This window comes from Streptomyces daqingensis, from assembly GCF_014645895.1.
GTDB classification, from domain to species: domain Bacteria; phylum Actinomycetota; class Actinomycetes; order Streptomycetales; family Streptomycetaceae; genus Streptomyces; species Streptomyces daqingensis.
In genome coordinates this window covers 212,161-237,133 of the sequence record NZ_BMMP01000006.1, presented here as the reverse complement: position 1 = coordinate 237,133, position 24,973 = coordinate 212,161, and the positions used below count along the sequence as shown (strand labels likewise).

Genomic DNA, 24,973 nt, shown 5'->3' with positions numbered 1-24,973 from the left:
ATGTCCAAGCACACACTCTCCGTCCTGGTGGAGAACACCCCGGGCATCCTGGCCCGGATCGCCTCGCTGTTCTCCCGCCGCGGCTTCAACATCGACTCGCTCGCCGTGGGCGTGACCGAGCATCCCGAGATCTCCCGCATCACGATCGTGGTGAACGTGGAGGACCTGCCGCTGGAGCAGGTCACCAAGCAGCTCAACAAACTCGTCAACGTTCTCAAGATCGTTGAGCTGGACCCGGCTTCGGCCGTCCAGCGTGAACTCGTTCTGGTGAAGGTCCGGGCCGACAACGAGACCCGCTCCCAGATCGTCGAGATCGTGTCCCTCTTCCGCGCCAAGACCGTGGATGTCTCGCCGGAGGCCGTCACCATCGAAGCCACCGGCAGCAGCGACAAGCTCGACGCCATGCTCAAGATGCTGGAGCCGTACGGCATCAAGGAGCTGGTGCAGTCGGGGACCATCGCCGTCGGGCGCGGATCGCGCTCCATCACCGACCGGAGCCTGCGCGCCCTCGACCGCTCCGCCTGACGGGGCGGCGGCGACCCCTCCCTCACCGCTCCGCCCGGCCGCAATAGGTTGGGCGGAGCACCCCCCCTTTGAACCACCCGGGGAGCACCCCCGGACCCGAACGAGGAGATTTCCCAAGTGGCCGAGCTGTTCTACGACGACGACGCCGACCTGTCCATCATCCAGGGCCGCAAGGTGGCGGTTCTCGGCTTCGGCAGCCAGGGTCACGCCCACGCGCTGTCGCTGCGCGACTCCGGCGTCGACGTGCGGGTGGGCCTGCACGAGGGCTCCAAGTCCCGTGTGAAGGCCGAGGAGCAGGGCCTGAAGGTGACCACGCCGGCGGAGGCGTCCGCCGAAGCCGACGTGATCATGGTCCTGGTTCCGGACCCACTCCAGGCCAAGGTGTACGAGGAGTCCGTCGCCCCGAACCTGAAGGACGGCGACGCCCTCTTCTTCGGACACGGGCTCAACATCCGGTACGGCTTCATCAAGCCCCCGGCCAACATCGACGTCTGCATGGTCGCCCCCAAGGGTCCCGGCCACCTGGTGCGCCGCCAGTTCGAGGAGGGGCGCGGCGTGCCGTGCATCGCCGCCGTCGAGCAGGACGCGACGGGTGACGCGTTCGCCCTGACGCTCTCCTACGCGAAGGGCATCGGCGGCACGCGTGCGGGCGTCATCAAGACCACGTTCACCGAGGAGACCGAGACGGACCTCTTCGGCGAGCAGGCGGTCCTCTGCGGCGGCACGTCCGCGCTGGTCAAGGCGGGCTTCGAGACGCTCGTCGAGGCCGGCTACCAGCCGGAGATCGCGTACTTCGAGTGCCTCCACGAGCTGAAGCTGATCGTGGACCTGATGTACGAGGGCGGCCTGGAGAAGATGCGCTGGTCGGTCTCCGAGACGGCCGAGTGGGGCGACTACGTCAGCGGCCCGCGCGTCATCAACGACGGCGTCAAGGACGAGATGCGCAAGCTGCTCGACGACATCCAGGACGGCAGCTTCGCCAACAACTGGATGAAGGAGTACAACGCGGGTCTGCCGAAGTACAACGAGTACAAGAAGGCAGCCAACGACCACCTGCTGGAGACGACGGGGCGCAAGCTCCGCAAGCTGATGAGCTGGGTGGACGAGGAGGCGTGAACCTCCCCGTGGTGAGCGCCGGGGCGCTCACCGCCCGCTGAGCCGCACCCGGGGCCGTCCCGCTTCCGCGAGGGAGCGCGGCGGCCCCGTCGTGCTGCCGTCCCGCCCGCCGCGCCGAAGGAGTCCGCACGCGTATGACCGGATCCGCGACCCGCTACCTGTACCTCGCGCGGCACGGCGAGGCGTCCGGCGGCGGAACGCTGACGGACGCGGGCCGCCGTCAGGCCGTGCTGCTCGGCGACCGGCTCCGCGGCCGGCCGCTGACGACGGTGTGGCACGGCCCGCTGCCGCGTGCGCGGGAGACCGCCCGGCTCGTCGGCAGCCGGCTCGGTGACGTGCCGCTGCGTGAGACGGAGGTGGCCGGCGACTACCTTCCGTACGTACCGACTCCGGACGAACTGCCTCCGGAGTCGGCCGAGTTCGTGCTCAGCCGGCTCGCGCGCCTCCCCGCTTCCGAGCGCGAGGCCGGGCGGACTCTCGCGCCCCGGGCCCTGGAGCAGTTCGCGGGGCCGGCGGACGGGGCCGAGCCGTGCCACGAGCTGATCGTCACGCACAACTTCCTGGTCGGCTGGTTCGTGCGGGACGCTCTGGACGCGCCCGCGTGGCGGTGGTTCGGGCTCGACCACGCGAACGCCGCGCTGACCGTCATCCGCTACACGCCGGGCCGCCCCGCCTGCCTGATCGTCCACGGCGACATGGAGCATCTGCCCGCGGAGCTGCGCAGGACGGGATCTCCGCGGGAGGACGGCGTCTGAGCCAGGCCCGGGCTCCGAACCCGGCCCCCGCCGGGTGCCTCCGGCGGGTCGCCGGCCGGTCAGGTCAGCCGTCCGGGGGCCGGAAGCGGCGCCGGTAGTCGGCAGGGGCCGACCCCAGGCCCTTCACGAAGGCGCGGCGCATCCCTTCCGGGGTGCCGTAACCGCAGGCGCGGGAGATCTCCGCGATGCTCCGCGAGCTCTCCTCCAGAAGCCTGCGCGCCTGGGCCAGGCGGACCCGGTCGACGTAGCGTCCCGGCGTCGTGCCGGTCTCCTCCTGGAAGACGCGTGCGAAGTGCCGTGGCGAGAGCCGCACTCGGCGCGCGAGCGCGGTGACGGACAGGTCATCCTCGGGATGCTCGACGATCCACTGCTGGAGTTCGCGCAGCGGCTCCCGCCGGGCGGTCTGCGCGGCCAGCTGGGCGCTGAACTGCGCCTGGTTGCCCGGACGGTGGAGGAAGACCACCAGACGGCGGGCCACCTCGAGCGCCACCTCCCGTCCGAGGTCCTCCTCGACCAGCGCGAGAGCCAGGTCGATGCCCGCGGTCACCCCGGCCGAGGTGGAGACGTTGCCGTCGCGGATGTAGATCGGGTCCGGGTCGACCTCGGTCTCCGGGTGGCGGCGGGCGAGCGAGCCGCTGTACGCCCAGTGGGTGGTCGCCCGGCGTCCGCGCAGCAGACCCGCCTCGGCGAGGAGCATCGCGCCGGTGCAGACGGAGACCAGGCGCCGGGCTCCGGGGGCTCGCGCGCGCAGCCATTCGAGCAGCCGCGGGTCCGGCTCCCGTGTGCCCCGTCCGCCCGGCACCAGCAGCGTGTGCGGCGCCCCGGCGTCGTCGAGGCGGAGGTCCGGGACGAGGGTGAGGCCGCTGGAGGTGCGCACAGGGCCGCCGTCCGGTGAGGCCGTGCGCAGCCGGTAGGCGGCGGGGTCCCCGGCGGCGTCGCATGCTCCGGCGAAGACTTCGACGGGGCCCGTGACGTCGAGGCTGTGCACGCCGTCGAAGAGGACCACCAGGACGTCTGCGCTGCCTCTTCGGGGCTCCCCGGTCACGGTGCTCATTCTTCAGCCGGCCTCCGATGTCCGCAATGACGAGGTTCCCACCCTTCCTGCCATGCCCCGCCGCCGCCCGAGCGGGCCGCCGCCCGGAGCCGTCGGGATTCACGGCGGCACGCCTGGGGAGGATGTGCGCGGGGAGGCGGCCGTACGCCGCGACGACGTCCGAGGAGGAGAAGGAATGACCGGCGTGGGACGGCACGCCCCCGGCGGACTCTCCGACGCCCGGCTCGGGGAACTGGTGTCCCGGCTGGGCGTCGAGGAACGCGTACGCGTCGTCACGGGCGCCACGGCATGGACGCTGCCGCCGCTCCCCGCGGTGGGCCTCCGCCCCCTGACCGTCTCCGACGGGCCGATCGGTGTGCGTGGCCGCGGCACGGCGCCCACGACCTCGGCGCAGCTCCCCGCGCCCTCGGCGCTCGCCGCGACGTGGGACGAGGGCCTGCTGGACGAGCTGGGCGCGCTCATGGCGGCGGAGGCTCGAGCCAAGAGCGCGGACGTCGTGCTCGCGCCGGTGGTCAACCTGCAGCGGACGCCCCTGGGGGGACGGCACTTCGAATGCTTCTCCGAGGACCCGCTGCTCAGCGGACGGCTGGCCGTCGCGTACGTCAGGGCCCTCCAGCGGAACGGGGTGGGCGCCTGCGTGAAGCACTTCGTCGCCAACGACTCCGAGACGCAACGGACCGTCTACCACTCGCGGTTGAGCGTCCGCGCGCTCCGCGAGGTGTATCTGGCGCCGTTCGAGAGGGTCGTGAAGGACGCGGGCGTGTGGATGCTCATGGCGGCCTACAACGGACTCACGGTCGGGCGGGGGCCGGAAAGCGAGGGGCCCGGAGAGCCGGCGGACTCCGCCCCGGCCACGGAGCACCGGTGGCTGCTGCGCGAACTCCTCAAGGAGGAATGGGAGTTCGACGGTGTCGTGGTGAGCGACTGGATGGCGACGAACAGCACCGCCGCCTCGGCGCGCAACGGACTGGACCTGGTCATGCCGGGCCCGGGCGGGCCCTGGGGGACGGCGCTGCGGGAGGCCGTGCGTGCCGGTGAGGTTCCGCTGGAGGACGTCGACGACAAGGTGCGGCGCATCCTCCGGCTCGCCGCCCTCTCAGGGACGGAGACCTCCCCGCAGGCTCCAGCGGCGGACCTCTCAGCCGGTCGCCCCGGTGGTGAACTCCCGTCCGGCGGGAGGAGGTTGGAGGCCGCCTCGGGGGACGAGCCCGCCACCCGCGCCGTACTGCGCCGCGCGGCGGCCCGGGCGACCGTGGTGCTGCGCAACGACGGACTGCTGCCCCTCCCGCCCTCCACCTCCCGCATCGCTCTGATCGGCGCCAACGCCCTGGAGCCGTTCGTGCAGGGCGGCGGCAGCGCGCACGTCACGGCGCCGTATGTCAGCCGCCCGCTCGACGCCCTGCGTGAGGCGTTCCCGTCCGCCGCCGTCACCGCGCACCGCGGCGGCCGCACCCTGAGCCACGCGCCTCTCATGGAGGCGGCACACGTGGACGGAGGCCAGGTCGCGCTGACCGTACTCGGCCCGGGTGAGCGGCAGTTGGAGACGCGCACTCTGCCTCTGCCCTGGGACGGTGTGGTGCGCGGGCTGCCCGCGGAGGCGGTCTCCGTACACGTCGAGGCCCGGATCGGTCTCCGCGAAGCGGGAGAGCATCTGCTGGAGGCCGCTCCGGCGGGAGCGCACCGGATCGAGATCGACGGGTCCGTGCTCAGCGAGAGCACGCACCGCGTGGGGAAGGAAGCCCTGCTCGACTCGTCGGCGAACCACCCGCGCGGCTACGTGCGGACAGTGCAAGTGCCGTGCGGTGGAAGGCGGTTGTCCCTCACCGCGACGGTGCAGGCCGTCGACGCCGGGCCGTTCGGCCGCTTCGCGCGCGTGGAGCTGCGCCATCTTCCGCCCGGGCCGGGAGACGGCGAGGAGATCGCCGAGGCCGTGCGGGCGGCCGGTGAGGCGGACGTCGCCGTCGTGGTCGTCGGCACCAACCACGAGACCGAGTCGGAGGGCTGGGACCGGGAGAGCCTCGAACTCCCGGGACGTCAGTGCGAGTTGGTGGAACGGGTCGCTGCGGCCAATCCGCGCACCGTGGCCGTGGTGAACGCGGGCGCGCCCGTGCTGCTGCCGTGGCTGGACTCGCCGGACGGCGCTCCGGCGACGCTGTGGTGGTGGCTGCCCGGCCAGGAGGCGGGCGCCTCGCTCGCCGACGTGCTGACGGGTGCGGCCGAGCCCTCCGGACGGCTGCCCTGGACGCTCCCCGCGTCCCACGGCGACGTGCCCGTGTCGGACGGCGTGCCGCGCGACGGGGTCATCGACTACGCCGAGGACCTCGACGTCGGCCACCGCGGCTGGGACCGCCTTGCCCGTACGCCCGCCCGCGACTTCGGCTTCGGGCTCGGCTACGCGGACTGGTCGTACGGCCCGCCGCGAGCCGGCCCCTGGCGGGCGGGCGAACCGCTGAAGGTGACGGTGCCGGTGCGGAACACCGGCGTGCGCCCCTCCCGCGAGGTCGTGCAGCTCTACCTGGAGGCCCCGCGCGCCGCTGCCGGGCCGTCCGGGGCGAGCCCGCGCCGGCCGCTGCGCTGGCTCGCCGGGTTCACCGTCGTCGAAGCGGCACCGGGTGCGACGGCGACCGCCTCCGTGCGCGTCGCCCCACGGGCCTTCGAGGTGTGGGACGAGGCGGCGTGCGGCTGGCGGACCCCCGCGGGCGAGTACCGCCTGCTGGCCGCGCATTCCAGCCGCGACGTGAGGGGGGAGGTGACCGTACCCGTACGAACGGAGGCGTGAAGGCGCACAGGGGGCGCAGGAACGATCTCCCGGCGCCCCTGGGAGCGGACCTCTCCGCGCCCGCGCCCCACGACCAGCGCCGCCGCCTCCGGGGCGCCGGAGCAGGGGAGCGCCGGGAGGTGCGGCACGCGTCCCGGCTGCTGAGACCCCGTCGCGCCGGCGGCCGGTCAGGACGATGATCGATTACCGGGAGGGGAAGCCCCCACCTGGCGTGGCTGGCTACACTGCAGGCACAAGCCAAGCGCGCCACAGGCTCACAGCGTCGTGCGTCTGCCCTGCGCCCGCGGGGATGACCCCCTCCACCGTCTACGGCCGCCGGGACGCGGCCGTGGTTCCCCGCCGCCTGCCCGCGGTGAGGACGACCCGCCCCCTGGGCCTTCGGCCCGGGAGGTACGCCCAGACTGGAGACCACGTGAGCAAGCCCGTAGTACTGATCGCCGAAGAGCTCTCGCCCGCCACCGTCGACGCTCTCGGACCGGACTTCGAGATCCGCAGCTGCAACGGAGCCGACCGGGACGAACTCCTCACCGCCATCGCCGACGTCGACGCGATCCTCGTGCGCTCCGCCACGAAGGTGGACGCGGAGGCCGTCGCCGCGGCCCGCAAGCTCAAGGTGGTGGCCCGGGCGGGTGTCGGGCTCGACAACGTCGACGTACCCGCCGCCACGAAGGCCGGCGTCATGGTCGTCAACGCGCCCACGTCCAACATCGTCACCGCCGCCGAGCTCGCCTGCGGCCTCCTGATCGCCAGCGCGCGGAACATCCCGCAGGCCAACTCGGCCCTGAAGAACGGGGAGTGGAAGCGGAGCAAGTACACGGGCGTCGAGCTGAGCGAGAAGACGCTCGGCGTCGTGGGCCTCGGCCGCATCGGCGTGCTGGTCGCGCAGCGGATGTCCGCGTTCGGGATGAAGGTCGTCGCGTACGACCCGTTCGTGCAGCCTGCCCGCGCCGCGCAGATGGGCGTGAAGCTGCTCTCCCTGGACGAGCTGCTGGAGACCTCGGACTTCATCACCGTCCACCTCCCCAAGACGCCCGAGACCCTCGGCCTGATCGGCGACGACGCCCTGCACAAGGTCAAGCCGGGCGTGCGCGTCATCAACGCGGCCCGCGGCGGCATCGTCGACGAGGCGGCGCTGGCCTCCGCGCTGAAGGAAGGGCGCGTGGCGGGCGCGGGCCTGGACGTCTACGCCAGCGAGCCGTGCACCGACTCCCCGCTCTTCGAGTTCGACCAGGTCGTGTGCACGCCGCATCTGGGCGCCTCCACCGGCGAGGCCCAGGAGAAGGCGGGCATCGCCGTCGCCAGGTCCGTGCGGCTCGCTCTGGCCGGCGAGCTCGTGCCGGACGCCGTCAACGTCCAGGGCGGCGTCATCGCCGAGGACGTGCGCCCGGCGCTGCCGCTGGCCGAGGGCCTCGGCCGGATCTTCACCGCCCTCGCGGGAGAGGTCGCGGTGCGGCTGGACGTCGAGGTGTACGGCGAGATCACGCAGCACGACGTGAAGGTCCTCGAACTCTCCGCGCTGAAGGGCGTCTTCGAGGACGTCGTCGACGACACGGTCAGTTACGTCAACGCGCCGCTCTTCGCGCAGGAGCGCGGCGTCGAGGTGCGGCTCACCACCTCCAGCGAGTCGCCCGAGCACCGCAACGTGGTCACCGTGCGGGGCACGCTCAGCAGCGGCGAGGAGGTCTCGGTCTCCGGCACCCTGGCCGGGCCCAAGCATCTGCAGAAGATCGTCGCCGTCGGCGAGCACGACGTGGACCTTGCGCTCGCGGAGCACATGGCCTTCTTCCGCTACGCCGACCGCCCGGGCGTCGTCGGCACCGTCGGACGCATCCTCGGCGAGGCCGGCATCAACATCGCCGGCATGCAGGTCGGCCGCGCCACGGCGGGCGGCGACGCGCTGGTCGCGCTGACCGTCGACGACAACATCCCCGCCCCGGTGCTCGCGGAGATCAAGGGCGAGATCGGTGCGACGTCGGCCCGCAGCGTGGACCTCACCGACTGACGTGGACCTCACCGACTGAGCGGCACAGCCTGACGCGCGTCCGCTCCGGCAGCGCAGTGCCCGGACCGCTCATCGCGGTCCGGGCACAGCCCGTTCCCGCCGCCCGCCCGGCAGGCGGGGGAGCGGAGGCAGCGCCCGGGCGGCCGGGCCGGAACCCCGCACGCTAGACAGAGATGAGGAACCGCGGTGCCCGTCGAACGTCCCACGCCACCCCTCACGGGCGGTGAGCGCGAGAGCCTGCGCGTCTACCTCGACTTCCACCGGGCGACGCTCGAGTGGAAGTGCGAGGGCCTCACGGACGAGCAGCTGCGCCGCCGGTCGATGCCGCCCTCGTCGCTGTCGCTGCTCGGCCTGGTCCGGCACATGGCGGAGGTCGAGCGCGCCTGGTTCCGGCGGACGGTCAACGGCGAGGACATCCCTCTCCTCTGGTCGGAGGAGGGCGACTTCCAGCAGGCGTACGACGCGAGCGGCTCCACGCGCGCCGAGGTCTTCGACGCCTGGCGGGCCGAGGTCGGGCACGCCCGCCGCATCGAACGGGAGGCCGCGTCGCTCGACGTGACTGCGCACCAGCCGAGGTGGGGCGAGGACGTCTCGCTGCGGATCGTCATGCTCCACCTGATCCACGAGTACGCCCGGCACAACGGCCACGCGGACTTCCTGCGCGAGGCCATCGACGGCACCGTCGGAGCCTGAGAGCTCGGCGGCCCGTCCGCCCTGTCACTCGCAGGGCGCGCGGCCGGACGGCTCAGCTCTCCGGCGTCCACACGTACGGCGTCATCGTCGTGACGGCGTGGAAGCCGAGCCGCGCCAGCACCGGGCGGCTGTCGGCGGTGGCCTCCACGTGCAGGTACGGCACACCGCGGTCGGCCGCCGCCTTCGCCCGGAGGGCGACGAGGCTCCTGTAGATGCCCCGGCCCCGCCAGCCGGGCAGGGTCGTGCCGCCGCGCAGGCCCGCGTGACCGCCCTCCAGACTGAGGAACGTCCACGCCGTGCAGACGACCCGTCCGGCCGCCTCCGCCGTCAGTACGACCGTCTCCTCCGGAGCGGCCGCCGTCCGCCCGGTCAGCACGCCGGCCAGCCAGCTCAGGTCGCCGCCCCAGACCTCGGACTGCATCTCCGCGATACGGCGCATGTCGCGCTCACCGGTGACCCGGCGCACCACGACCCCTTCCGGGAGATCCGGTTCCTGCGCGATCTCGGAGGTGCGGGCGAGGAGGACCGTCCGCCGCTGCTCGGGCGTGAAGCCGGCGGCCAGCAGGCGTCCGGGCAGTTCGGGCGGCTCGTCGTGCTCGTGGCTGCGCCACTCGACGGCCTCGCCGCGTTCCGCGAAGCGGTCGCGCTGCCGGGCGATGAGGCGGTCCAGCGCGGCACCGCGCACACCCGTGTCGCGGGGAGGGAAGACGAAGCCGCGGAACTGGCCGACCGAACGGAGCACGGGGCCGTCGCGCTCGTAGACGACGCCGGGCAGCGGCTCATGGGGCCCGCCCCGGATCCGCTCGTCGTAGACCGCCCGCAGCGCATCGCCCGTGTCCGTCATGGTGGCGAAACTACGCACCGGCCCCGTCGCGCGCCCCCGGTTTTTCAGCCCCGCCCCACGTCCGCCGTGCGCGTGCCCGCAGCGGCGGACGGCCCGCACGCCGCGCGGACCGGTGACCCGGAACGGGTCCGGGACGCGGTCGAGGCGGCGGGCCGTCCCACTGCGGGAGAGTCAGCAGTTGTTGCTCGCGACGTTCCGCCAGGTCTGGCTGGCTCCGGCGTACTCGGTCCCGTTGAACGAGGCGTTGACCCGCTCGGAGTCCGCCTTGCCCCAGGAGGCCTCCCCGTCGCCGTTGGCGTCGACGCCGAGCTCGAAATGGAGGTGGGGGTGGTCGTTCGCCCCTGCGCCCGTCCGTCCGACGGCGCCGATCTGCTGGCCCTGGGCGACGGTGTCGCCTACGTTGACGGCCCGGGACTCCATGTGGATGTACGTGGTGTGGTAGCCGCCGCCGTGGTTGATCTGGACGACGTTGCCGGCGTTGTCGTGCCAGAACGACATGTTGACGGTGCCGGCCTCCGCTGCCAGCAGCGGGGCGCCCTCGGTGCCGTGCTGGTCCGGTTCGCGGACCATGTCCAGCGCGGGGTTGTGGCCCCACGTGTCGAGCCGCCAGGAGTCACCGCAGGTGAAGGGGAGCTGGAAGTTCGTCGCCTGCGGCTCCGCGGCGGACGCCGCCACCGGCGCCACCGCCCCCGCTACCAGGACCATGCCCAGCAGGATGCCGGTTCGCTTCTTCATGAAGGCCTCTCCGTGAGTGTTGTCGTGGACACAACATTTCTGGTCGCGGCAGCGTACCGGTGACGGGCGCTTCGCACAGGCCGTCTGCTCAGCCCGTGCCCGAAGCGGGCGAGCGCGCTCCCCTACAGCCGCGCCGCTTTCAGAGCCATGTGCAGCAGCAGGCGTGACGCGCCGTCGTCGAGGTCGAGGGCCGTGAGCGCCTCGATGCGCGCGAGCCGGTAGTAGAGCGTCTGCCGGTGGATCCCGAGCACTGAGGCCGTACGGCCCGCCTGCCCGGCGTGGTCGAGGAACACCTCGGCCGTACGGGCCAGTTCGGCGTGCGCGGGGCTCAGCAGGGCCTGCACGGAGGGTTCCCCGGCGGCTTCCGGCGCCAGCCCGGTCAGCAGCCGGTACGGGCCTATCGCGTCCCACTCGGCCACGGGCCCGAGCCGCGCCTCCGCCCGTGCGGCGCGCGCCGCGGCGACCGCCTCACGCCACGCGGGCAGCAGCTCGTCGAGGCCGCGGCGCGGTGCGCTCACACCGGCGGCGGCCGGCGGGCGCGGGACGCGGAGCAGCCGGCCCGCCGCGGTACGCGCGGGATCGCTGCTCTGCACCGAGCGCAGCCGCACGACAGCGGCCAGGACGGGTCCGGAGAGCGGGCCCCCGCCACCGGACCCGGACGGTGCCCCCGCCCGTGACGCTGCCCCGCTTTCCCGGCCGCGCCGCCCGGACGGCCCGGCCACGGTGGGGAGCACGCACCGTGCCATCACATGGGGCGGTACGTGCGCGGCTCCGGGGTCAGGCGCGGCCGTACCGTCCGTACGCCAGGGTGCCACCGCCAGCAGCGCCAGCGGGCCGGAGGCCGCCGACCCCATCAGCTCCCGCAGTTCGGCGGCGGCAGCGGCGCTCTCCTCCGCGCTCAGCGCGGGGCCGTGCCCCTGCCCCGCACCACCGGACCCCGCGCCGCGGCCCGGCGTCTCCGCGCCGCCGAGGAGCAAGGCCCGCAGCAGCTCGCCGGTGCGCGCCTCCGTGCGGGCCTCCGCCGCCAGCAGTTCGCCTATGCGCGCCGCCACCGCCATGGCCGGCGTCATCCGCGGGTCGGCCAGGTCGAGCCGGCCGTCGTCGATCAGCCAGATGTAGCCGTGGGCGACGCCCCCGTACCGCACGGGCAGGCAGATCCGGCCGTGCACGACGCCCGCCGACGGCTCCGGGTGGATGCGGACGGGCTCGGTCGCCTTCGTGATGCCGAAGCTCTCGAACCACGCCCGCACCTCGGCGGTCGAGCCGCGTCCGAGGATCGAGCGGGTCCGTACGGGGTCGAGGGCGGGCTCGCCGCCCTCGCCGTGGCTCTCGTGCGCGCCGAAGGCGATCAGCGCGAAGTCGCGACCCTCAAGGGTGGCGGGGGTGCCGAGCAGGGCGGAGACCTCGTCGATGAGCGCCTGGTAGTCCTCGCGCATGTCCGTCCGCTCCGCTGTTCATCTGCCCGTGCCCCTGGCCCCGCCGCGTCGGCGGTCCGCCCCGTGCGCCGCCTCCCCGCGGGCGGTCCCCCCATTCTCGTACAGATGTCTGAGATCTGGGACACGGATGCGTGACAGCTGTCGATGGCGTCGGCTCAGCGCGATCCTTAGATTCAGGGTGGCTCCGACGCCCCGGCCCGCCGTGCCCGCGGCCTGCCACGGACGCCAGGAGCGTGCACAAGAACGCCAGTGGAGGTGCCCGTGTTCGGACCAGTGCTCCTCGCCGCCTCGCGCAGCGACGGCATCCGCCGTCTCGTCTCGTCGGCGCCGGTCACCCGTCCCGTGGTGGACCGTTTCGTGGCCGGTGAGCAGCTCGACCCGTGCCTCGACGCAGTACGGACGCTGACCGGCCGCGGACTCCAGGTCACCCTCGACCACCTCGGCGAGGACACCACCGACCGCACGGAGGCGCTCCGCAACCGCGACGCGTACCTCGCCCTCGCCCAGGCCCTCGGCGACGTGGGCCTGGGGCCCCGGGCGGAGATGTCGGTGAAGCTGTCCGCGTTCGGGCAGGCCCTGCCCGGAGGGCACGACGTCGCCCTGGCGAACGTCCGGCCCGTCGTCGAGGCCGCCGCCGAGGCGGGGACCACGGTGACGCTGGACATGGAGGCGCACCACACGGTCGACTCCACTCTCGCCGTCCTGGCCGAACTGCGTGCCGGCCACCCCCAGACGGGCGCCGTCCTGCAGTCCTGCCTCCACCGCACCGAGGAGGACGCTCTCGCCCTCAGCGGAGAGGGCTCGCGCGTACGGTTGGTGAAGGGGGCGTACGACGAGCCGGCCGCGGTCGCCTACCAGAAGAAGGCGGACGTGGACCGCGCGTACGTCCGCTGCCTGAAGATCCTGATGTCCGGCAAGGGCTATCCCATGGTCGGATCGCACGACCCGCGGATGGTCGCCATAGCGCAGGAACTGGCACGGCGGCTCGGGCGCAAGCACGACGAGTTCGAGTTCCAGATGCTCTACGGCATCCGGGACGCCGAGCAGCAGCGACTGGCCGACGAGGGCCACCGGGTGCGCGTATACGTCCCCTACGGAACGGACTGGTACGCATACTTCATGCGGCGCCTCGCGGAGCGCCCGGCCAATCTCGGCTTCTTCCTCCGCTCGCTCGCCACCCGCAGCTGACCGGCTGAAAGAAAGCACTGACAGTGAAGGAGACACGGCCGCCATGGACGCTGTGACCCAGGTCCCCGCCCCGTACAACGAGCCGGTGCACACCTACGCACCCGGCTCCCCCGAGCGTGCCCGCCTGGAGCGCAAGCTCAAGGAGCTCGCCGAGAACCCCGTCGACCTGCCCATGACGATCGACGGGCAGAAGCGGATGGGGGGCGGCGAACGCGTCGACGTCGTCCAGCCGCACAACCACAGCAAGGTGATCGGCACCTACGCCAACGCCACGCGGGCGGACGCGCAGGAGGCGATCGACGCCGCGCTGGCGGCGGCCCCCGCATGGCGTGCGATGTCCTTCGACGACCGTGCCGCCATCATCCTCAAGGCCGCCGAGCTGCTCTCCGGCCCGTGGCGGGAGACGATCGCCGCCTCGACGATGCTGGGGCAGTCCAAGACCGTCCAGCAGGCGGAGATCGACGCGCCCTGCGAGCTGATCGACTTCTGGCGCTTCAACGTGCACTTCGCGCGTGAACTCCTGGAGGAGCAGCCGCCCATCCAGCCGAAGGGCGTGTGGAACCGGCTCGACCACCGTCCGCTGGAGGGCTTCGTCTACGCGATCACCCCCTTCAACTTCACGGCCATCGCCGGCAACCTGCCGACCGCGCCGGCGCTGATGGGCAACGTGGTGGTCTGGAAGCCGTCCCCGACGCAGACGCACTCCGCCGTGCTCCTCATGGAGCTGCTGGAGGAGGCCGGCATGCCCAAGGGCGTGATCAACCTCGTCACGGGCGACGGCAAGGAGGTCTCCGAGGTCGCGCTGCCCCACCCGGACCTGGCGGGCGTGCACTTCACGGGTTCGACCCGCACCTTCAAGTACCTGTGGAGGACCGTCGGCGAGAACATCGACCGCTACAGGTCCTACCCGCGGATCGTCGGTGAGACGGGCGGCAAGGACTTCATCGTCGCCCACCCGACCGCCGACGCCGCGGTGCTGAAGACGGCCATGGTCCGCGGCGCCTTCGAGTACCAGGGCCAGAAGTGCTCGGCGGCGTCCCGCGCCTACATCCCGCGTTCGCTGTGGGAGGGCGGCCTGAAGGACGAACTCGTCGCGGAGACCGAGGGTCTCGCGATGGGTGACGTCAGCGACCTGTCGAACTTCATCGGCGCCGTCATCGACGACCGCGCGTTCGCCAAGAACAAGGCGGCCATCGACCGCGCGAAGCAGGACCCGAGCTGCGAGATCCTCGTCGGCGGAGAGTACGACGACTCCGTGGGCTGGTTCGTCAAGCCGACGGTCATCGCCTGCACCGACCCCGGGAACGAGGTCTTCTCCGAGGAGTACTTCGGCCCGATCCTCGCCGTCCACGTCTACGAGGACGAAACCTGGGAGTCGATGCTGGAGCAGATGGAGTCCGTCGCCGCCTACGCGCTCACGGGCGCCGTCCTCGCGAAGGACCGGGCGGCCCTGGCGGAGGCGAGCGAGAAGCTCCGTTTCGCCGCGGGCAACTTCTACCTCAACGACCGCCCGACCGGCTCCATCGTCGGCCAGCAGCCCTTCGGCGGCGCCCGCGCCTCCGGCACCAACGACAAGGCAGGGTCCAAGTTCAACCTGCTGCGGTGGATGTCGCCGCGCGCCATCAAGGAGACCCAGGTGGCGCCGACCGACTACCGCTACCCGCACATGGGCTGAGCCCTCCGGCCGCGGAGCGTTCCGCGGCCGCGCCCTTCCCCGGCGGCCCCGGCGTCCACCTCCCAGCAGGAGGACGCCGGGGCCGCCGCGTCGGCGCCCGGCAGGGCCGCCGGCGACTGCCAGTACGGCCGCCAACTGCCTGGTACCGTCCGGCACATGCCGATCCGCGCCGTGCTGTGGGACGTCGACGACACCCTCTTCGACTACACCGGCTCGGACCGTGCCGGAGCCCTGCGCCACATCGAGGCGGAACGGCTGCTCGCACGCCACCCCTCGCCGGAGGCCGCTCTCGCACGCTGGCGCGAGGTGATGGAGGAGCAGTTCGCACGCTTCGTCAGCGGAGAGCTCGGTTTCCTGGAGCACCGCAGGGAGCGGGCCCGTGCCTTCCTCGGCACGCCCCTCCCCGACGCCGAGGCCGACGCCTGGTTCGGACGGTACGTCGCGCTGTACGAGCAGGCCTGGACGCTCTTCCCCGACGCCGTCCCCGCGCTGGACGCGCTCACGCCCCGCTACAGGCACGGGGTGCTCTCCAACTCGTCCGCTGCCGTGCAGGAGCGCAAGCTGCGGCGTCTGGGCATCCGGGAGCGGATGGAGACGCTGCTGTGCGCGGACGGAATCGGCCACGCCAAGCCCGCTCCCGAGGCGTTCCGTGCCGGCTGCGCGGCGCTCGGCCTTCCGCCTCGGGAAGTCGCCTACGTCGGGGACAGATACGACATCGACGCCTGCGCGGCGAGCGAGGCCGGGCTGCACGGCGTGTGGCTCGACCGCACGGGGGCGCCCGGCGCTTCGCCCGCCACCGGCGTCACAGGGGTGGCGGCGGAGGCCGGCGAGGCGCCGGGGACACTGGGGGACGCGGGGGAGGGACCCCCGGCGGCCCCGGGCGTCACCGCCGTGACCAGGCGCATCACTGGCCTAGGTGAGCTGCCCGCGCTCCTCGCGCGACTTCCGTAACGTCCTCGTGGCCTGAACCGAGTGGTGTTCGTCTCAGATACTAGGAAGACCAACTATTTGGCGAGACAACACTGCCCGCCACCTCTACCTTTGTAGAAGCCGAACGTCTCGCTCATCCAGCGACCGGCGGATGAGGCTGCGGTGCTTCCGCGCAGGCGACCCCTGCTGCACCTCAGGCCCCCGCCCCTTCCGGCGTCTATCGACCCCACTCTTCTTCGATCTTTCTGTGCAGAAGGAGTTGCTGATCATGGATGAGACTGCCCGCCGCCGCATGCGGCACGCCGCCCGTACGAAGCGCGACGCCGACCGCAAGAACGCCGCCGCCGCCCTCCAGCGCGCGCTCGACCGTCGCGACAACGGCGGTTCGACCGGCCACTGACGAACGGCGGCGGGGCGGCACGGCGTGACCGAGCCGCCCCGCCGCCGTTCGTCTGTCCGCAGCTGTCCGCAGCTGTCCGCCCGAGTCCCGACCGCCTCCAGCCGGTGCGGTGTCGAGGCGCACGACGGGCTCGCACGGCCTCCGTCCACCTGCGGGGACGCGGACCCCCGTCCGCGATATGGACGGCACGTGTCATGCTCTGGGACAACCACTAGGGTCGCTGCCATGTCTCGCACCATCAGCCTCGCAGTGATCCCCGGTGACGGAATCGGCCAGGAAGTCGTGGCCCAGGGCCTGAAGGTCCTGACAGCCGTGCTCCCTCAGGACGTGAAGCTCGAGACCAAGCCCTACGACCTGGGCGCCAAGCGGTGGCACGCCACGGGCGAGACGCTGACGGACGCCGAGCTCGAGCAGCTCAAGCAGCACGACGCGATCCTCCTCGGCGCCATCGGCGACCCCGGGGTGCCCTCCGGGGTGCTGGAGCGCGGGCTCCTCCTCAAGCTGCGCTTCGCCTTCGACCACTACGTCAACCTGCGCCCCTCAAAGCTCTTCCCGAACACGGAGACGCCGCTGGCCGGCCGTCCGGACATCGACTTCGTCGTCGTCCGCGAGGGCACCGAGGGCCCGTACGTCGGCAACGGCGGAAGCATCCGCACCGGCACGCCCGCCGAGGTGGCCAACGAGGTCAGCGTGAACACCGCCTACGGGGTCGAGCGTGTCGTGCGCGACGCGTACGAGCGCGCCCAGGCACGCCCCCGCAAGAAGCTGACGCTCGTGCACAAGAACAACGTGCTGGTGCACGCGGGCCACCTGTGGAAGAACACCTTCGACAGGGTGGGCCGGGAGTACCCCGAGGTCACCACCGACTACCTGCACGTCGACGCGGCCACGATCTTCCTCGTGAACGATCCCGCACGCTTCGACGTGATCGTCACCGACAACCTCTTCGGTGACATCATCACCGACCTCGCCGCAGCCGTGAGCGGGGGCATCGGCCTCGCCGCCTCCGGGAACATCAACCCCTCCGGCGAGTACCCCTCCATGTTCGAGCCCGTGCACGGCTCCGCACCCGACATCGCCGGCACCGGCAAGGCCGACCCCACGGCCACGGTGCTCTCCGTCGCCCTGCTGCTGCGGCACCTGGGCATGGAGGCGGAGGCCGTCCGCGTCGAGGACGCCGTCGCCGCCGACCTGGCCGGGCGTGCCGCCGCCCGCACGACGGACGAGATCGGCGACGCACTGGCCGTACGAGTAGCCGGCTGAGCCCGCCGGCACCCGCCCCGGACCACCGGGGCGGGGTCCCGTCACCGCCGGCGCCGGTAACCCCCGGCCGGTAGCGGCTGCGTACGCGCGGCGGTGACAATCGGCCGGGCATGCGTCGCCCGGCCGCTGTGCTACGCGGGGGTCGGGGTGCCACCATCCATTCAGGGGCCGCCCACCCGGACTCACCCTCGGGCCTTCGCGTGATAATCGGAACGTGGGGGCCGGCACATCAGGGAAAGCTCGGACGTCCTGGCAACTGAGGGCGAACGGGAGCGCGGTCCGCCACGACACACAGTGAAGGACGCGCTCATCATGACGACGCCTCGTATCGACTTCGACCTCAAGCCCTCCTCCCAGCCGCTGCCAGACGCGGAGCGCGAGGCGGTGCTGAAGAACCCGGGCTTCGGCCGTCATTTCACGGACCACATGGTCACGATCAAGTGGACCGAGGGCCGGGGGTGGCACGACGCACAGCTCCAGCCGTACGCGGCACTGCAGCTCGACCCGGCCAACATGACCCTGCACTACGCCCAGTCGATCTTCGAAGGGCTGAAGGCCTACCGGCAGCCGGACGGCTCCGTCGCCGCCTTCCGTCCGGACGCCAACGCCCGCCGCTTCCAGCGCAGCGCACGCCGTCTGGCGATGCCGGAGCTGCCGGAGGAGACCTTCATCGAGGCGTGCGAGGTGCTGGTGCGCCAGGACGACGCGTGGGTGCCGGGCAGCGGGGAGGAGTCGCTGTACCTGCGCCCCTTCATGTTCGCCACCGAGGTCGGACTCGGGGTGCGGCCCGCCAACGAGTACCTGTTCATGCTCATCGCCTCGCCGGCCGGCTCGTACTTCCCCGGCGGCGTGCGGCCCGTCTCCGTCTGGCTCTCCCAGGAGTACGTGCGGGCCGCACCCGGGGGCACCGGGGAGGCCAAGTGCGCGGGCAACTACGCCGCGTCCCTGGTCGCACAGGCCGAGGCCGCGAAGCAGGGCTGTGACCAGGTCGTCTGGCTGGACGCCGTCGAGCGCCGCTACATCGAGGAGATGGGCGGCATGAACCTGTACTTCGTGCACGGCTCCGGCAAGGACGCGAAGATCGTCACGCCGACGCTCACCGGCACGCTGCTGCCCGGCATCACCCGGGACTCGCTGCTCACGCTCGCCGCCGACCTCGGCTACGCGACGGAGGAGACCCGGCTGACCGTGGACGACTGGCGGGAGGGCAACGCCGAAGGCACCATCACGGAGGTCTTCGCCTGCGGCACGGCCGCGGTGATCACCCCCGTCGGCGAGGCGAAGTGCGCGGACGGAGCGTGGAAGGTCGGCGACGGCCAGCCGGGCTCCATCACCATGCAGCTGCGCGAGAAGCTGCTCGCCGTCCAGACGGGGAAGGCCGAGGACGCGCATGGCTGGATGCGGCCGCTGTCCTGACACCCTCGCGGCCCCTGTGTCCCCGGCCAAGGCCGCGAGGGCGGGGCCACCGGAGCGACGGAGCCCGCTGAGCGGGACGATGCGGTGGCGGGCGGCGCCCGCCACCGCTCCCCGGTGACGGCTCCGTCCCGCTTTCCGCATGGTGAGACGCTTTACGTGCCCGAGGCGGGTCTGTGCAAGACTCGCCGACGTGTCCTCGTTCGCCATGATTATCGGCAGCAGGCGCGCCGGTCCTCAGTGACCGACTGCCGCACCCAGACCCCCTGTGCGGTGGCGGCCACCGTGTCCCAGACCCGCGCGCAGACCTCTCGCACCCGCGAGAGGTTTTTTCGTTTTCCGGACCACCCCGCCGGAAGCGGCAGCGCGACGCGGAACCAGGAGTAACGCGGGACAAGCAGAGCCAGGCATTCCGGATCTCGCTCATCCTTCAGGAGCCACAACAGCCATGACCACCGACGCCCCGGCCACTCCGGACGACAGTTTCCACATCTTCGACACCACCCTCCGCGACGGGGCCCAGCGTGAGGGCATCAACCTCACCGTCGCCGACAAGCTGACGATCGCCCGTCACCTCGACGAGTTCGGCGTCGGCTTCATCGAGGGCGGATGGCCGGGTGCCAACCCGCGCGACACCGAGTTCTTCGAGCGCGCCCGCAGGGAGATCGACTTCCGGAACGCGCAGCTCGTGGCCTTCGGCTCGACCCGCAAGGCAGGCGTGCGGGCAGCGGACGACCCGCAGGTCAGGGCCCTGGCCGAGTCGGGTGCGCCCGTGGTGACGCTCGTCGCCAAGTCCCACGACCGGCACGTCGAGCTGGCGCTGCGCACCACGCTGGAGGAGAACCTGGCGATGGTCCGCGACACCGTGACGTACCTGCGCGAGCAGGGGCGCCGCGTCTTCGTGGACTGCGAGCACTTCTTCGACGGCTACCACGCGGACGCCCGGTACGCGAAGCAGGTCGTCAGCGCCGCCCACGAGGCGGGGGCCGACGTCGTCGTGCTGTGCGACACCAACGGCGGGATGCTGCCCGCGCAGATCCACGCCGTCGTCCGCACCGTCCTCGCCGACACGGGAGCGCGCCTCGGCATCCACGCGCAGGACGACACGGGCTGCGCCGTCGCCAACACGCTCGCCGCGGTCGACGGCGGCGCCACGCACGTGCAGTGCACGGCGAACGGCTACGGGGAGCGGGTGGGCAACGCCAATCTCTTCCCCGTCACCGCCGCCCTGCAGCTCAAGTACGGCAAGCAGGTGCTGCCGGCCGGCGCGCTGGAGGAGATGACCCGGATCTCGCACGCGATCGCCGAGGTCGTCAACCTGACCCCCTCCACGCACGAGCCGTACGTCGGCACCTCCGCCTTCGCGCACAAGGCGGGCCTCCACGCCTCCGCGATCAAGGTCGACCCGGATCTGTACCAGCACATCGACCCGGAGCGCGTGGGCAACACCATGCGGATGCTCGTCTCGGACATGGCGGGCCGCGCGTCCGTCGAGCTGAAGGGCCGGGAGCTCGGTTACGACCTGGAGGGCGACCGCGACCTCGTCGGCCGGATCGTCGAGCGCGTCAAGGAGCAGGAGCTGAAGGGCTACACCTACGAGGCCGCCGACGCCTCGTTCGAGCTGCTGCTCCGCGACGAGGTGGACGGCCGCTCGCGGCGCTTCTTCCGGCTCGAGTCCTGGCGCACCATCGTGGAGCAGCGCCCCGACGGCGACCAGGCCAACGAGGCGACGGTCAAGCTGTGGGCTAAGGGCGAGCGGATCGTCGCCACCGGCGAGGGCAACGGGCCCGTCAACGCGCTGGACCGCGCGCTGCGCCGCGGGCTGGAGCGGCTCCACCCGGAGCTGGCCAAGCTCTCCCTCGTCGACTACAAGGTCCGCATCCTGGAGGGCGCGCACGGCACCGACTCGACGACGCGCGTGCTGGTCTCGATGAGCGACGGGGGAGCCGAGTGGTCGACCGTCGGCGTCGCGGGCAACATCATCGCGGCCTCCTGGCAGGCGCTCGACGACGCCTACACGTACGGCCTGCTGCGAGCCGGGGTGGAGCCCCACGAGTAGACGACCGGACCCGCGGCGCCGGGCCGGGACGGGGCTCCCCGGCCCGGCGCCGTCCCGCCTCGTCGCGGGCGACCGCGTCCGGCCCGTCAGCCGTCCAGCCGTACCGGCAGCACGCTGCGGCTGTTGCCCACGAGGCTGGGCCGGGGCGGCAACTCCTCGTCCGGTACCGCCAGTCGGAGCCGTGGGCGGCGCGCGAAGAGTGCTTCGAGAGCGATCGCGGCCTCCATCCTGGCCAGGGGCGCGCCGATGCAGAAGTGGGCGCCGTGGCCGAAGGAGAGGTGCGCGGCGGGCGTGCGGGTGACGTCGAAGCGGTCGGCGTCGGCGCCGTGCGCACGGGGGTCGCGTCCGGCCCCCAGATAGCCGGCGAGGACCGGTGTCCCCTGAGGGATGACGGTCCCGGCCAGGGAGATGTCGCTGGTGGGGTAGCGGAACGGGAAGAAGCCGATGGGCCCGTCGTAGCGGAGGGTCTCCTCGACGACGGCCTGCCATGTGGCCGCGCCCGCCAGCACGGCGTCGAGCTGCTCGCGGTGGGTGCACAGGGCCCGCACGGCGTTGGTGATCAGGCTCATCGTCGTCTCGTGGCCCGCGACCGTGAGCAGCAGCAGTGTGCCCGCAAGCTCCCGCTCGCTCAGCCGGTCCCCGTCCTCGTCGCGGGCGGCGACGAGGGCGCTCGTGAGGTCGTCCCGCGGCTCGGCGCGGTGTGCGGCCACGACGCGCGCGAAGACGCCGGCCGTCTCCCTGTTGGCCTCGACGATCTGCGCGGGCGCCGAATCCGTGCTGAGCAGGACGCGGAAGAGCCGGTGCAGACGGTCGCGCGAATCACCGTCCACCCCGAGGAGCGCGCAGATGACGTTCATGGGGAGCGGATAGGCGAAGTGCTCCCGCAGGTCGACCGTGCCGTCCGGCTCAGTGAACTCCGTTAATCCGTCGAGCAGTTCGGCGGTCAGCTGCTCCACTTGCGGGCGCAGGCCCTCCACTCGGCGCGGCGTGAACGACCTCGCGACGAGCCCCCGAAGCCTCCGGTGGTCGGGGCCGTCCGCGGTCGTCATCCCCTCGACGGTGGCGTAGACGGACAGCGGCCAGCCCTCCGGTATCCGGCCTTCCCACAGGGCCGTGAAGTGGCGTGCGTTCTTGGCGACTCCGGGATGGGAGAGCAGCTCCTTGAGCTCGTCGTGCCCGGTGACGGCCACCGCCTCGACGTCCCCCGGGAGCAGGACCGGCGCTGCGGGACACCTGTCCCGCAGCCGGCGGCTGGCCGCGTGCTGCGCGGCTCCTGAGGGGTCCATACGGTGCGGTGGCTCGGGTGCGTCGGTCATGGTGCGACTCCTGTCCGGCCGTGTGCGCGGGATGGGCCGAGATGCAATATCCGCTCTGCGTCCTCGCCCCGCAAGGGAGTTGAGCGCCTGGCAGGGCCTACGCCGAGGCCGCGGACGGCCGCCCGGCGGTCCTGCGGCGCCCATTGCCGCGGCGTCCCCGCACTGCTAGACACCCAAAGACGCTCAAAGAGGTCTATGCCACTTCGAGAGGGGTCCTTCCCGTGCCGCCCACGCCGAACTGGCCCAGACGCACCTTTCTGGCCGCCTCCGCCGCGAGTGCCCTCACCCTCACAGCAGAGGGCACCGCCTCCGCCTCGACCAAGATCCCGCGCGGCCGTCCGGCCGCCGCGGCCGACGACTTCGCCGCGCTGCGGCGCCGCTGGCTCGACCTGGCCCTCGGCAGCGGCTTCGACCCGGACGCCGAGCCGTACGCCTCCCGTCTCGCGGAGACGGGAGAGCAAGCCCTCGCGCTGCGGGCCGAGATGGAGCCCACCGACGACTCGCTCTTCCCCGGCTACCCGTTCGACCCGCCTTCCGGGATCACGCAGTCCTACCAGCGGCTGGAGACGATGGCGCTGGGCTACGTCCAGCCCGGCACCGGCTGCACAGGTGACGCCGCGCTGCTCGACGCCGTCATCTCGGGTCTCGCCCACGTGCACGAGCGGATCTACCGCGCGGGCACCGAGCCGTACGGCAACTGGTGGGAGTGGCAGATAGGCAGCCCCCGGCTGCTCCTGGACATCGTCGCGATGCTCTACGACGAGATAGAGGCGTCCGAGCGGGCCGCCTACCTCGCGGCCGTCGACCACTTCCTCCCCGAGTCCGTCTTCGACGAGTACACGGGCACTTCGACCGGTGCGAACCGCGTCGACTTCTGCCGCGTCTACGCGGTGCGCGGGGTCCTCGGCGAGGCCCCGGAGAAGATCGCGCTGGCCTCCTCGTCGCTCTCGCCCGTCTTCCCCTACGTCACGGAGGGGGACGGCCTCTACGCCGACGGCTCCTTCGTCCAGCACACCTGGGTCGCCTACTCCGGCACCTACGGGTACGTGCTGCTGGACGGGCTGGGGAGGCTGTTCACGCTGCTGGACGGCACGAGCTGGGAGGTCACCGATCCGGCGCGGCAGATCATCCTCGACAGCGTGGAGAACGCGTACGCCCCGCTGCTGCACGACGGGCTGATGATGGACAGCGTCAGCGGCAGGGCGATCTCCCGCGGCATCCTCAAGCAGGACACGAAGGGCATCCGGCAGAGCGACCACACGAGGGGGCACCAACTCGTCGCCGCCGTCGCGCTGTTGGCCGGGGGAGCGAGCGAGGCCGAGCGGCGCCGCTGGAACGCGATGGTGCGGGGCTGGATCGAGCGCGACACCGAACTCCCCGTGCTGACCGACCCGCAGTTCGACGTCGCCGACCTCGCCCGGCTGCACGCGGTGGCCGGCGAGGAGGGCGGGGAAGCGGCACCCGAGCCCGTGGGGCACCGGCTGTTTCCGGCCATGGCGCGCGCGGTGCACCGCCGGCCGGGCTGGTGCGCGAACCTCTCGATGGCCTCGGACCGGATCGCCTACTACGAGGCGGGCAACGGGGAGAATCCACGCGGATGGCACACGGGCGCCGGGATGCTCTACTGGTGGGGCGGCCCGAGCACTCTCGGCCAGTACACGGACGACTTCTGGCCCACCGTCGACTTCTACCGGCTGCCGGGCACGACCGTCTCGGCCAAGAGACTGCCCGACAACGCGGGCGGCGAATGGGGCGAGCCGAAACCCGACGCACGCTGGGCGGGAGGCGCCACCGACGGGCACTACGCGGCTGCCGGCCAGCACGTGCGGGGCCTGGAGAGCACGCTGACCGCGCGCAAGTCCTGGTTCTTCGCGGACGACGCGGTCGTCTGCCTCGGTGCGGGCATCGGCTGCGAGGACGGCACGGACGTGGGGACCGTCTTCGACAACCGCAACCTCGGGGAGCGCGGCGGCGCAGCGCTGACGGTGGACGGCCGGCGCTTCGTGCCCGGTCCCGGCCGCACGCGCACTCTCCGGCACGCCGGCTGGGCGCATCTGGCGGGTCACGGCGGCTGGATCTGGCCGGACCGGACGGCGCTGCGCGTGAAGTGCGAGGACCGCGACGGCGCCTGGTCCGACATCAACGAGGGCAGCGTCACCGATCCGGTCACCCGCCGCTACCTGACCCTGTGGACGAGCCACGGCACCGACCCTCAGGACGCCGGCTACGTCTACCTGTTGATGCCCGGTGCGGGCGCGCACGAGGTCGCCGCCCGTGCCGCGCACCCCCGCTGGCTCACCGTCGACGCCAACTCCGCCGCGCAGCAGGCCGTCACGATCAGGAGCCTCGGACTGTCGGCCGCCAACTTCTGGGAGGCGGGCAGGGCGGGCGCCCTCTCGGCGGGAGCTCCGTCGAGCGTCCTGATACGGCGGGAAGGACGCACCGCGCGGCTGCATGTGTCGGAACCCGCCAGAACGGGGGAGCCGTTCGAGCTGACCTGGCACAGGAGGGTGCGCGAAGTGCCGGACGCCGACGAGGGGATCGAGGTTCTGGAGCCCTCCCGAGGGGGCGGCGGCCTCCGGCTGCGCGTGACTCCGGGCACGGCGGGAGCCACTCTGAGCTGTACGGTGCTGCTGCGCTGAGCTGGGACGCGAGGGGCGGGACGGCCCGGGGCCCGTACCTCCCGAGCGCCTGACAGGACACCGACAAATTGCTGACGCGTGGCTGTGGGAACCCCACAGCCACGCGCGCGTCCGGTGTGAGACTTCCCTGTTTGGACGTGATGTGAAG

Annotated in this window: 19 protein-coding genes; 14 read left to right on the top strand and 5 right to left on the bottom strand. The window is 72.4% G+C overall.

The annotated features are described in order from the left end of the window. The 3 genes from ilvN to IEY56_RS11205 all read left to right on the top strand — a co-directional run bounded on the left by ilvN (position 1) and on the right by IEY56_RS11205 (position 2,396). Complete coding sequence (gene ilvN, locus IEY56_RS11215) at positions 1 to 525, top strand: acetolactate synthase small subunit (RefSeq protein WP_045864916.1); 525 nt, start codon at positions 1 to 3, stop codon at positions 523 to 525. 117 nt (positions 526 to 642) lie between these two features. Further along, complete coding sequence (gene ilvC / locus IEY56_RS11210; protein ID WP_189036986.1) at positions 643 to 1,641, top strand: ketol-acid reductoisomerase; 999 nt, start codon at positions 643 to 645, stop codon at positions 1,639 to 1,641. Between the two features lie 134 nt (positions 1,642 to 1,775). Next, complete coding sequence (locus tag IEY56_RS11205) at positions 1,776 to 2,396, top strand: histidine phosphatase family protein (RefSeq protein WP_189036985.1); 621 nt, start codon at positions 1,776 to 1,778, stop codon at positions 2,394 to 2,396. Between the two features lie 64 nt (positions 2,397 to 2,460). On the opposite strand, the gene IEY56_RS11200 is transcribed toward IEY56_RS11205, so the two are convergent. Continuing rightward, the gene (locus IEY56_RS11200) at positions 2,461 to 3,450 is read right to left on the bottom strand and encodes a GlxA family transcriptional regulator (RefSeq protein ID WP_189036984.1); all 990 of its coding nucleotides are present in this window, start codon (positions 3,448 to 3,450) and stop codon (positions 2,461 to 2,463) included. Positions 3,451 to 3,625: 175 nt separating this feature from the next. Between IEY56_RS11200 and IEY56_RS11195 the strand changes: the two genes are divergently transcribed. The 3 genes from IEY56_RS11195 (at position 3,626) to IEY56_RS11185 (ending at position 8,924) form a co-directional block, all read left to right on the top strand. Next, entirely contained in the window at positions 3,626 to 6,229 is a 2,604-nt protein-coding gene (locus IEY56_RS11195; RefSeq protein WP_189036983.1) for a beta-glucosidase family protein, read from the top strand. Positions 6,230 to 6,641: 412 nt separating this feature from the next. Further along, positions 6,642 to 8,231, top strand: coding sequence for a phosphoglycerate dehydrogenase (gene serA, locus IEY56_RS11190; protein WP_189036982.1), 1,590 nt, complete (start codon positions 6,642 to 6,644; stop codon positions 8,229 to 8,231). Positions 8,232 to 8,417: 186 nt separating this feature from the next. Next, positions 8,418 to 8,924: a DinB family protein gene (locus tag IEY56_RS11185; protein ID WP_189036981.1), complete on the top strand. Its 507-nt coding sequence runs from the start codon at positions 8,418 to 8,420 to the stop codon at positions 8,922 to 8,924. 52 nt (positions 8,925 to 8,976) lie between these two features. Here the strand turns inward: IEY56_RS11185 and IEY56_RS11180 are convergent, their stop codons facing one another. The 3 genes from IEY56_RS11180 to IEY56_RS11170 form a co-directional block, all read right to left on the bottom strand. Continuing rightward, positions 8,977 to 9,768, bottom strand: coding sequence for a GNAT family N-acetyltransferase (locus IEY56_RS11180; protein WP_189036980.1), 792 nt, complete (start codon positions 9,766 to 9,768; stop codon positions 8,977 to 8,979). A gap of 171 nt (positions 9,769 to 9,939) precedes the next feature. Next, entirely contained in the window at positions 9,940 to 10,503 is a 564-nt protein-coding gene (locus IEY56_RS11175; protein WP_189036979.1) for a M23 family metallopeptidase, read from the bottom strand. Between the two features lie 122 nt (positions 10,504 to 10,625). Next, the gene (locus IEY56_RS11170) at positions 10,626 to 11,939 is read right to left on the bottom strand and encodes a PucR family transcriptional regulator (protein ID WP_189036978.1); all 1,314 of its coding nucleotides are present in this window, start codon (positions 11,937 to 11,939) and stop codon (positions 10,626 to 10,628) included. Between the two features lie 261 nt (positions 11,940 to 12,200). Between IEY56_RS11170 and IEY56_RS11165 the strand changes: the two genes are divergently transcribed. The 7 genes from IEY56_RS11165 (at position 12,201) to cimA (ending at position 20,867) form a co-directional block, all read left to right on the top strand. Continuing rightward, positions 12,201 to 13,127 (top strand): proline dehydrogenase family protein, encoded by a 927-nt coding sequence (locus IEY56_RS11165; RefSeq protein WP_189036977.1) that lies wholly within the window; start codon positions 12,201 to 12,203, stop codon positions 13,125 to 13,127. A gap of 43 nt (positions 13,128 to 13,170) precedes the next feature. Continuing rightward, entirely contained in the window at positions 13,171 to 14,802 is a 1,632-nt protein-coding gene (pruA, locus tag IEY56_RS11160; RefSeq protein WP_189036976.1) for an L-glutamate gamma-semialdehyde dehydrogenase, read from the top strand. Positions 14,803 to 14,958: 156 nt separating this feature from the next. Further along, positions 14,959 to 15,753 carry an HAD family hydrolase gene (locus tag IEY56_RS11155; RefSeq protein ID WP_189036975.1) on the top strand — a complete coding sequence of 265 codons (795 nt, stop codon included), beginning with the start codon at positions 14,959 to 14,961 and terminating at the stop codon, positions 15,751 to 15,753. 247 nt (positions 15,754 to 16,000) lie between these two features. Next, positions 16,001 to 16,132, top strand: a complete 132-nt coding sequence (locus tag IEY56_RS28825; protein ID WP_268241323.1) for a hypothetical protein — start codon at positions 16,001 to 16,003, stop codon at positions 16,130 to 16,132. Between the two features lie 225 nt (positions 16,133 to 16,357). Next, on the top strand, positions 16,358 to 17,395 hold the full coding sequence (locus IEY56_RS11150; protein WP_189036974.1) for a 3-isopropylmalate dehydrogenase: 1,038 nt from the start codon (positions 16,358 to 16,360) through the stop codon (positions 17,393 to 17,395). Between the two features lie 312 nt (positions 17,396 to 17,707). Then, positions 17,708 to 18,811: a branched-chain amino acid aminotransferase gene (locus IEY56_RS11145; RefSeq protein ID WP_189036973.1), complete on the top strand. Its 1,104-nt coding sequence runs from the start codon at positions 17,708 to 17,710 to the stop codon at positions 18,809 to 18,811. A gap of 445 nt (positions 18,812 to 19,256) precedes the next feature. After that, positions 19,257 to 20,867: a citramalate synthase gene (gene cimA / locus IEY56_RS11140; RefSeq protein ID WP_189036972.1), complete on the top strand. Its 1,611-nt coding sequence runs from the start codon at positions 19,257 to 19,259 to the stop codon at positions 20,865 to 20,867. 86 nt (positions 20,868 to 20,953) lie between these two features. Here the strand turns inward: cimA and IEY56_RS11135 are convergent, their stop codons facing one another. Then, positions 20,954 to 22,183, bottom strand: a complete 1,230-nt coding sequence (locus IEY56_RS11135; protein ID WP_189036971.1) for a cytochrome P450 family protein — start codon at positions 22,181 to 22,183, stop codon at positions 20,954 to 20,956. A gap of 221 nt (positions 22,184 to 22,404) precedes the next feature. On the opposite strand from IEY56_RS11135, the gene IEY56_RS11130 reads away from it, so the two are divergent. Continuing rightward, the gene (locus tag IEY56_RS11130) at positions 22,405 to 24,825 is read left to right on the top strand and encodes a polysaccharide lyase 8 family protein (protein ID WP_189036970.1); all 2,421 of its coding nucleotides are present in this window, start codon (positions 22,405 to 22,407) and stop codon (positions 24,823 to 24,825) included. Positions 24,826 to 24,973: the final 148 nt, after the last annotated feature.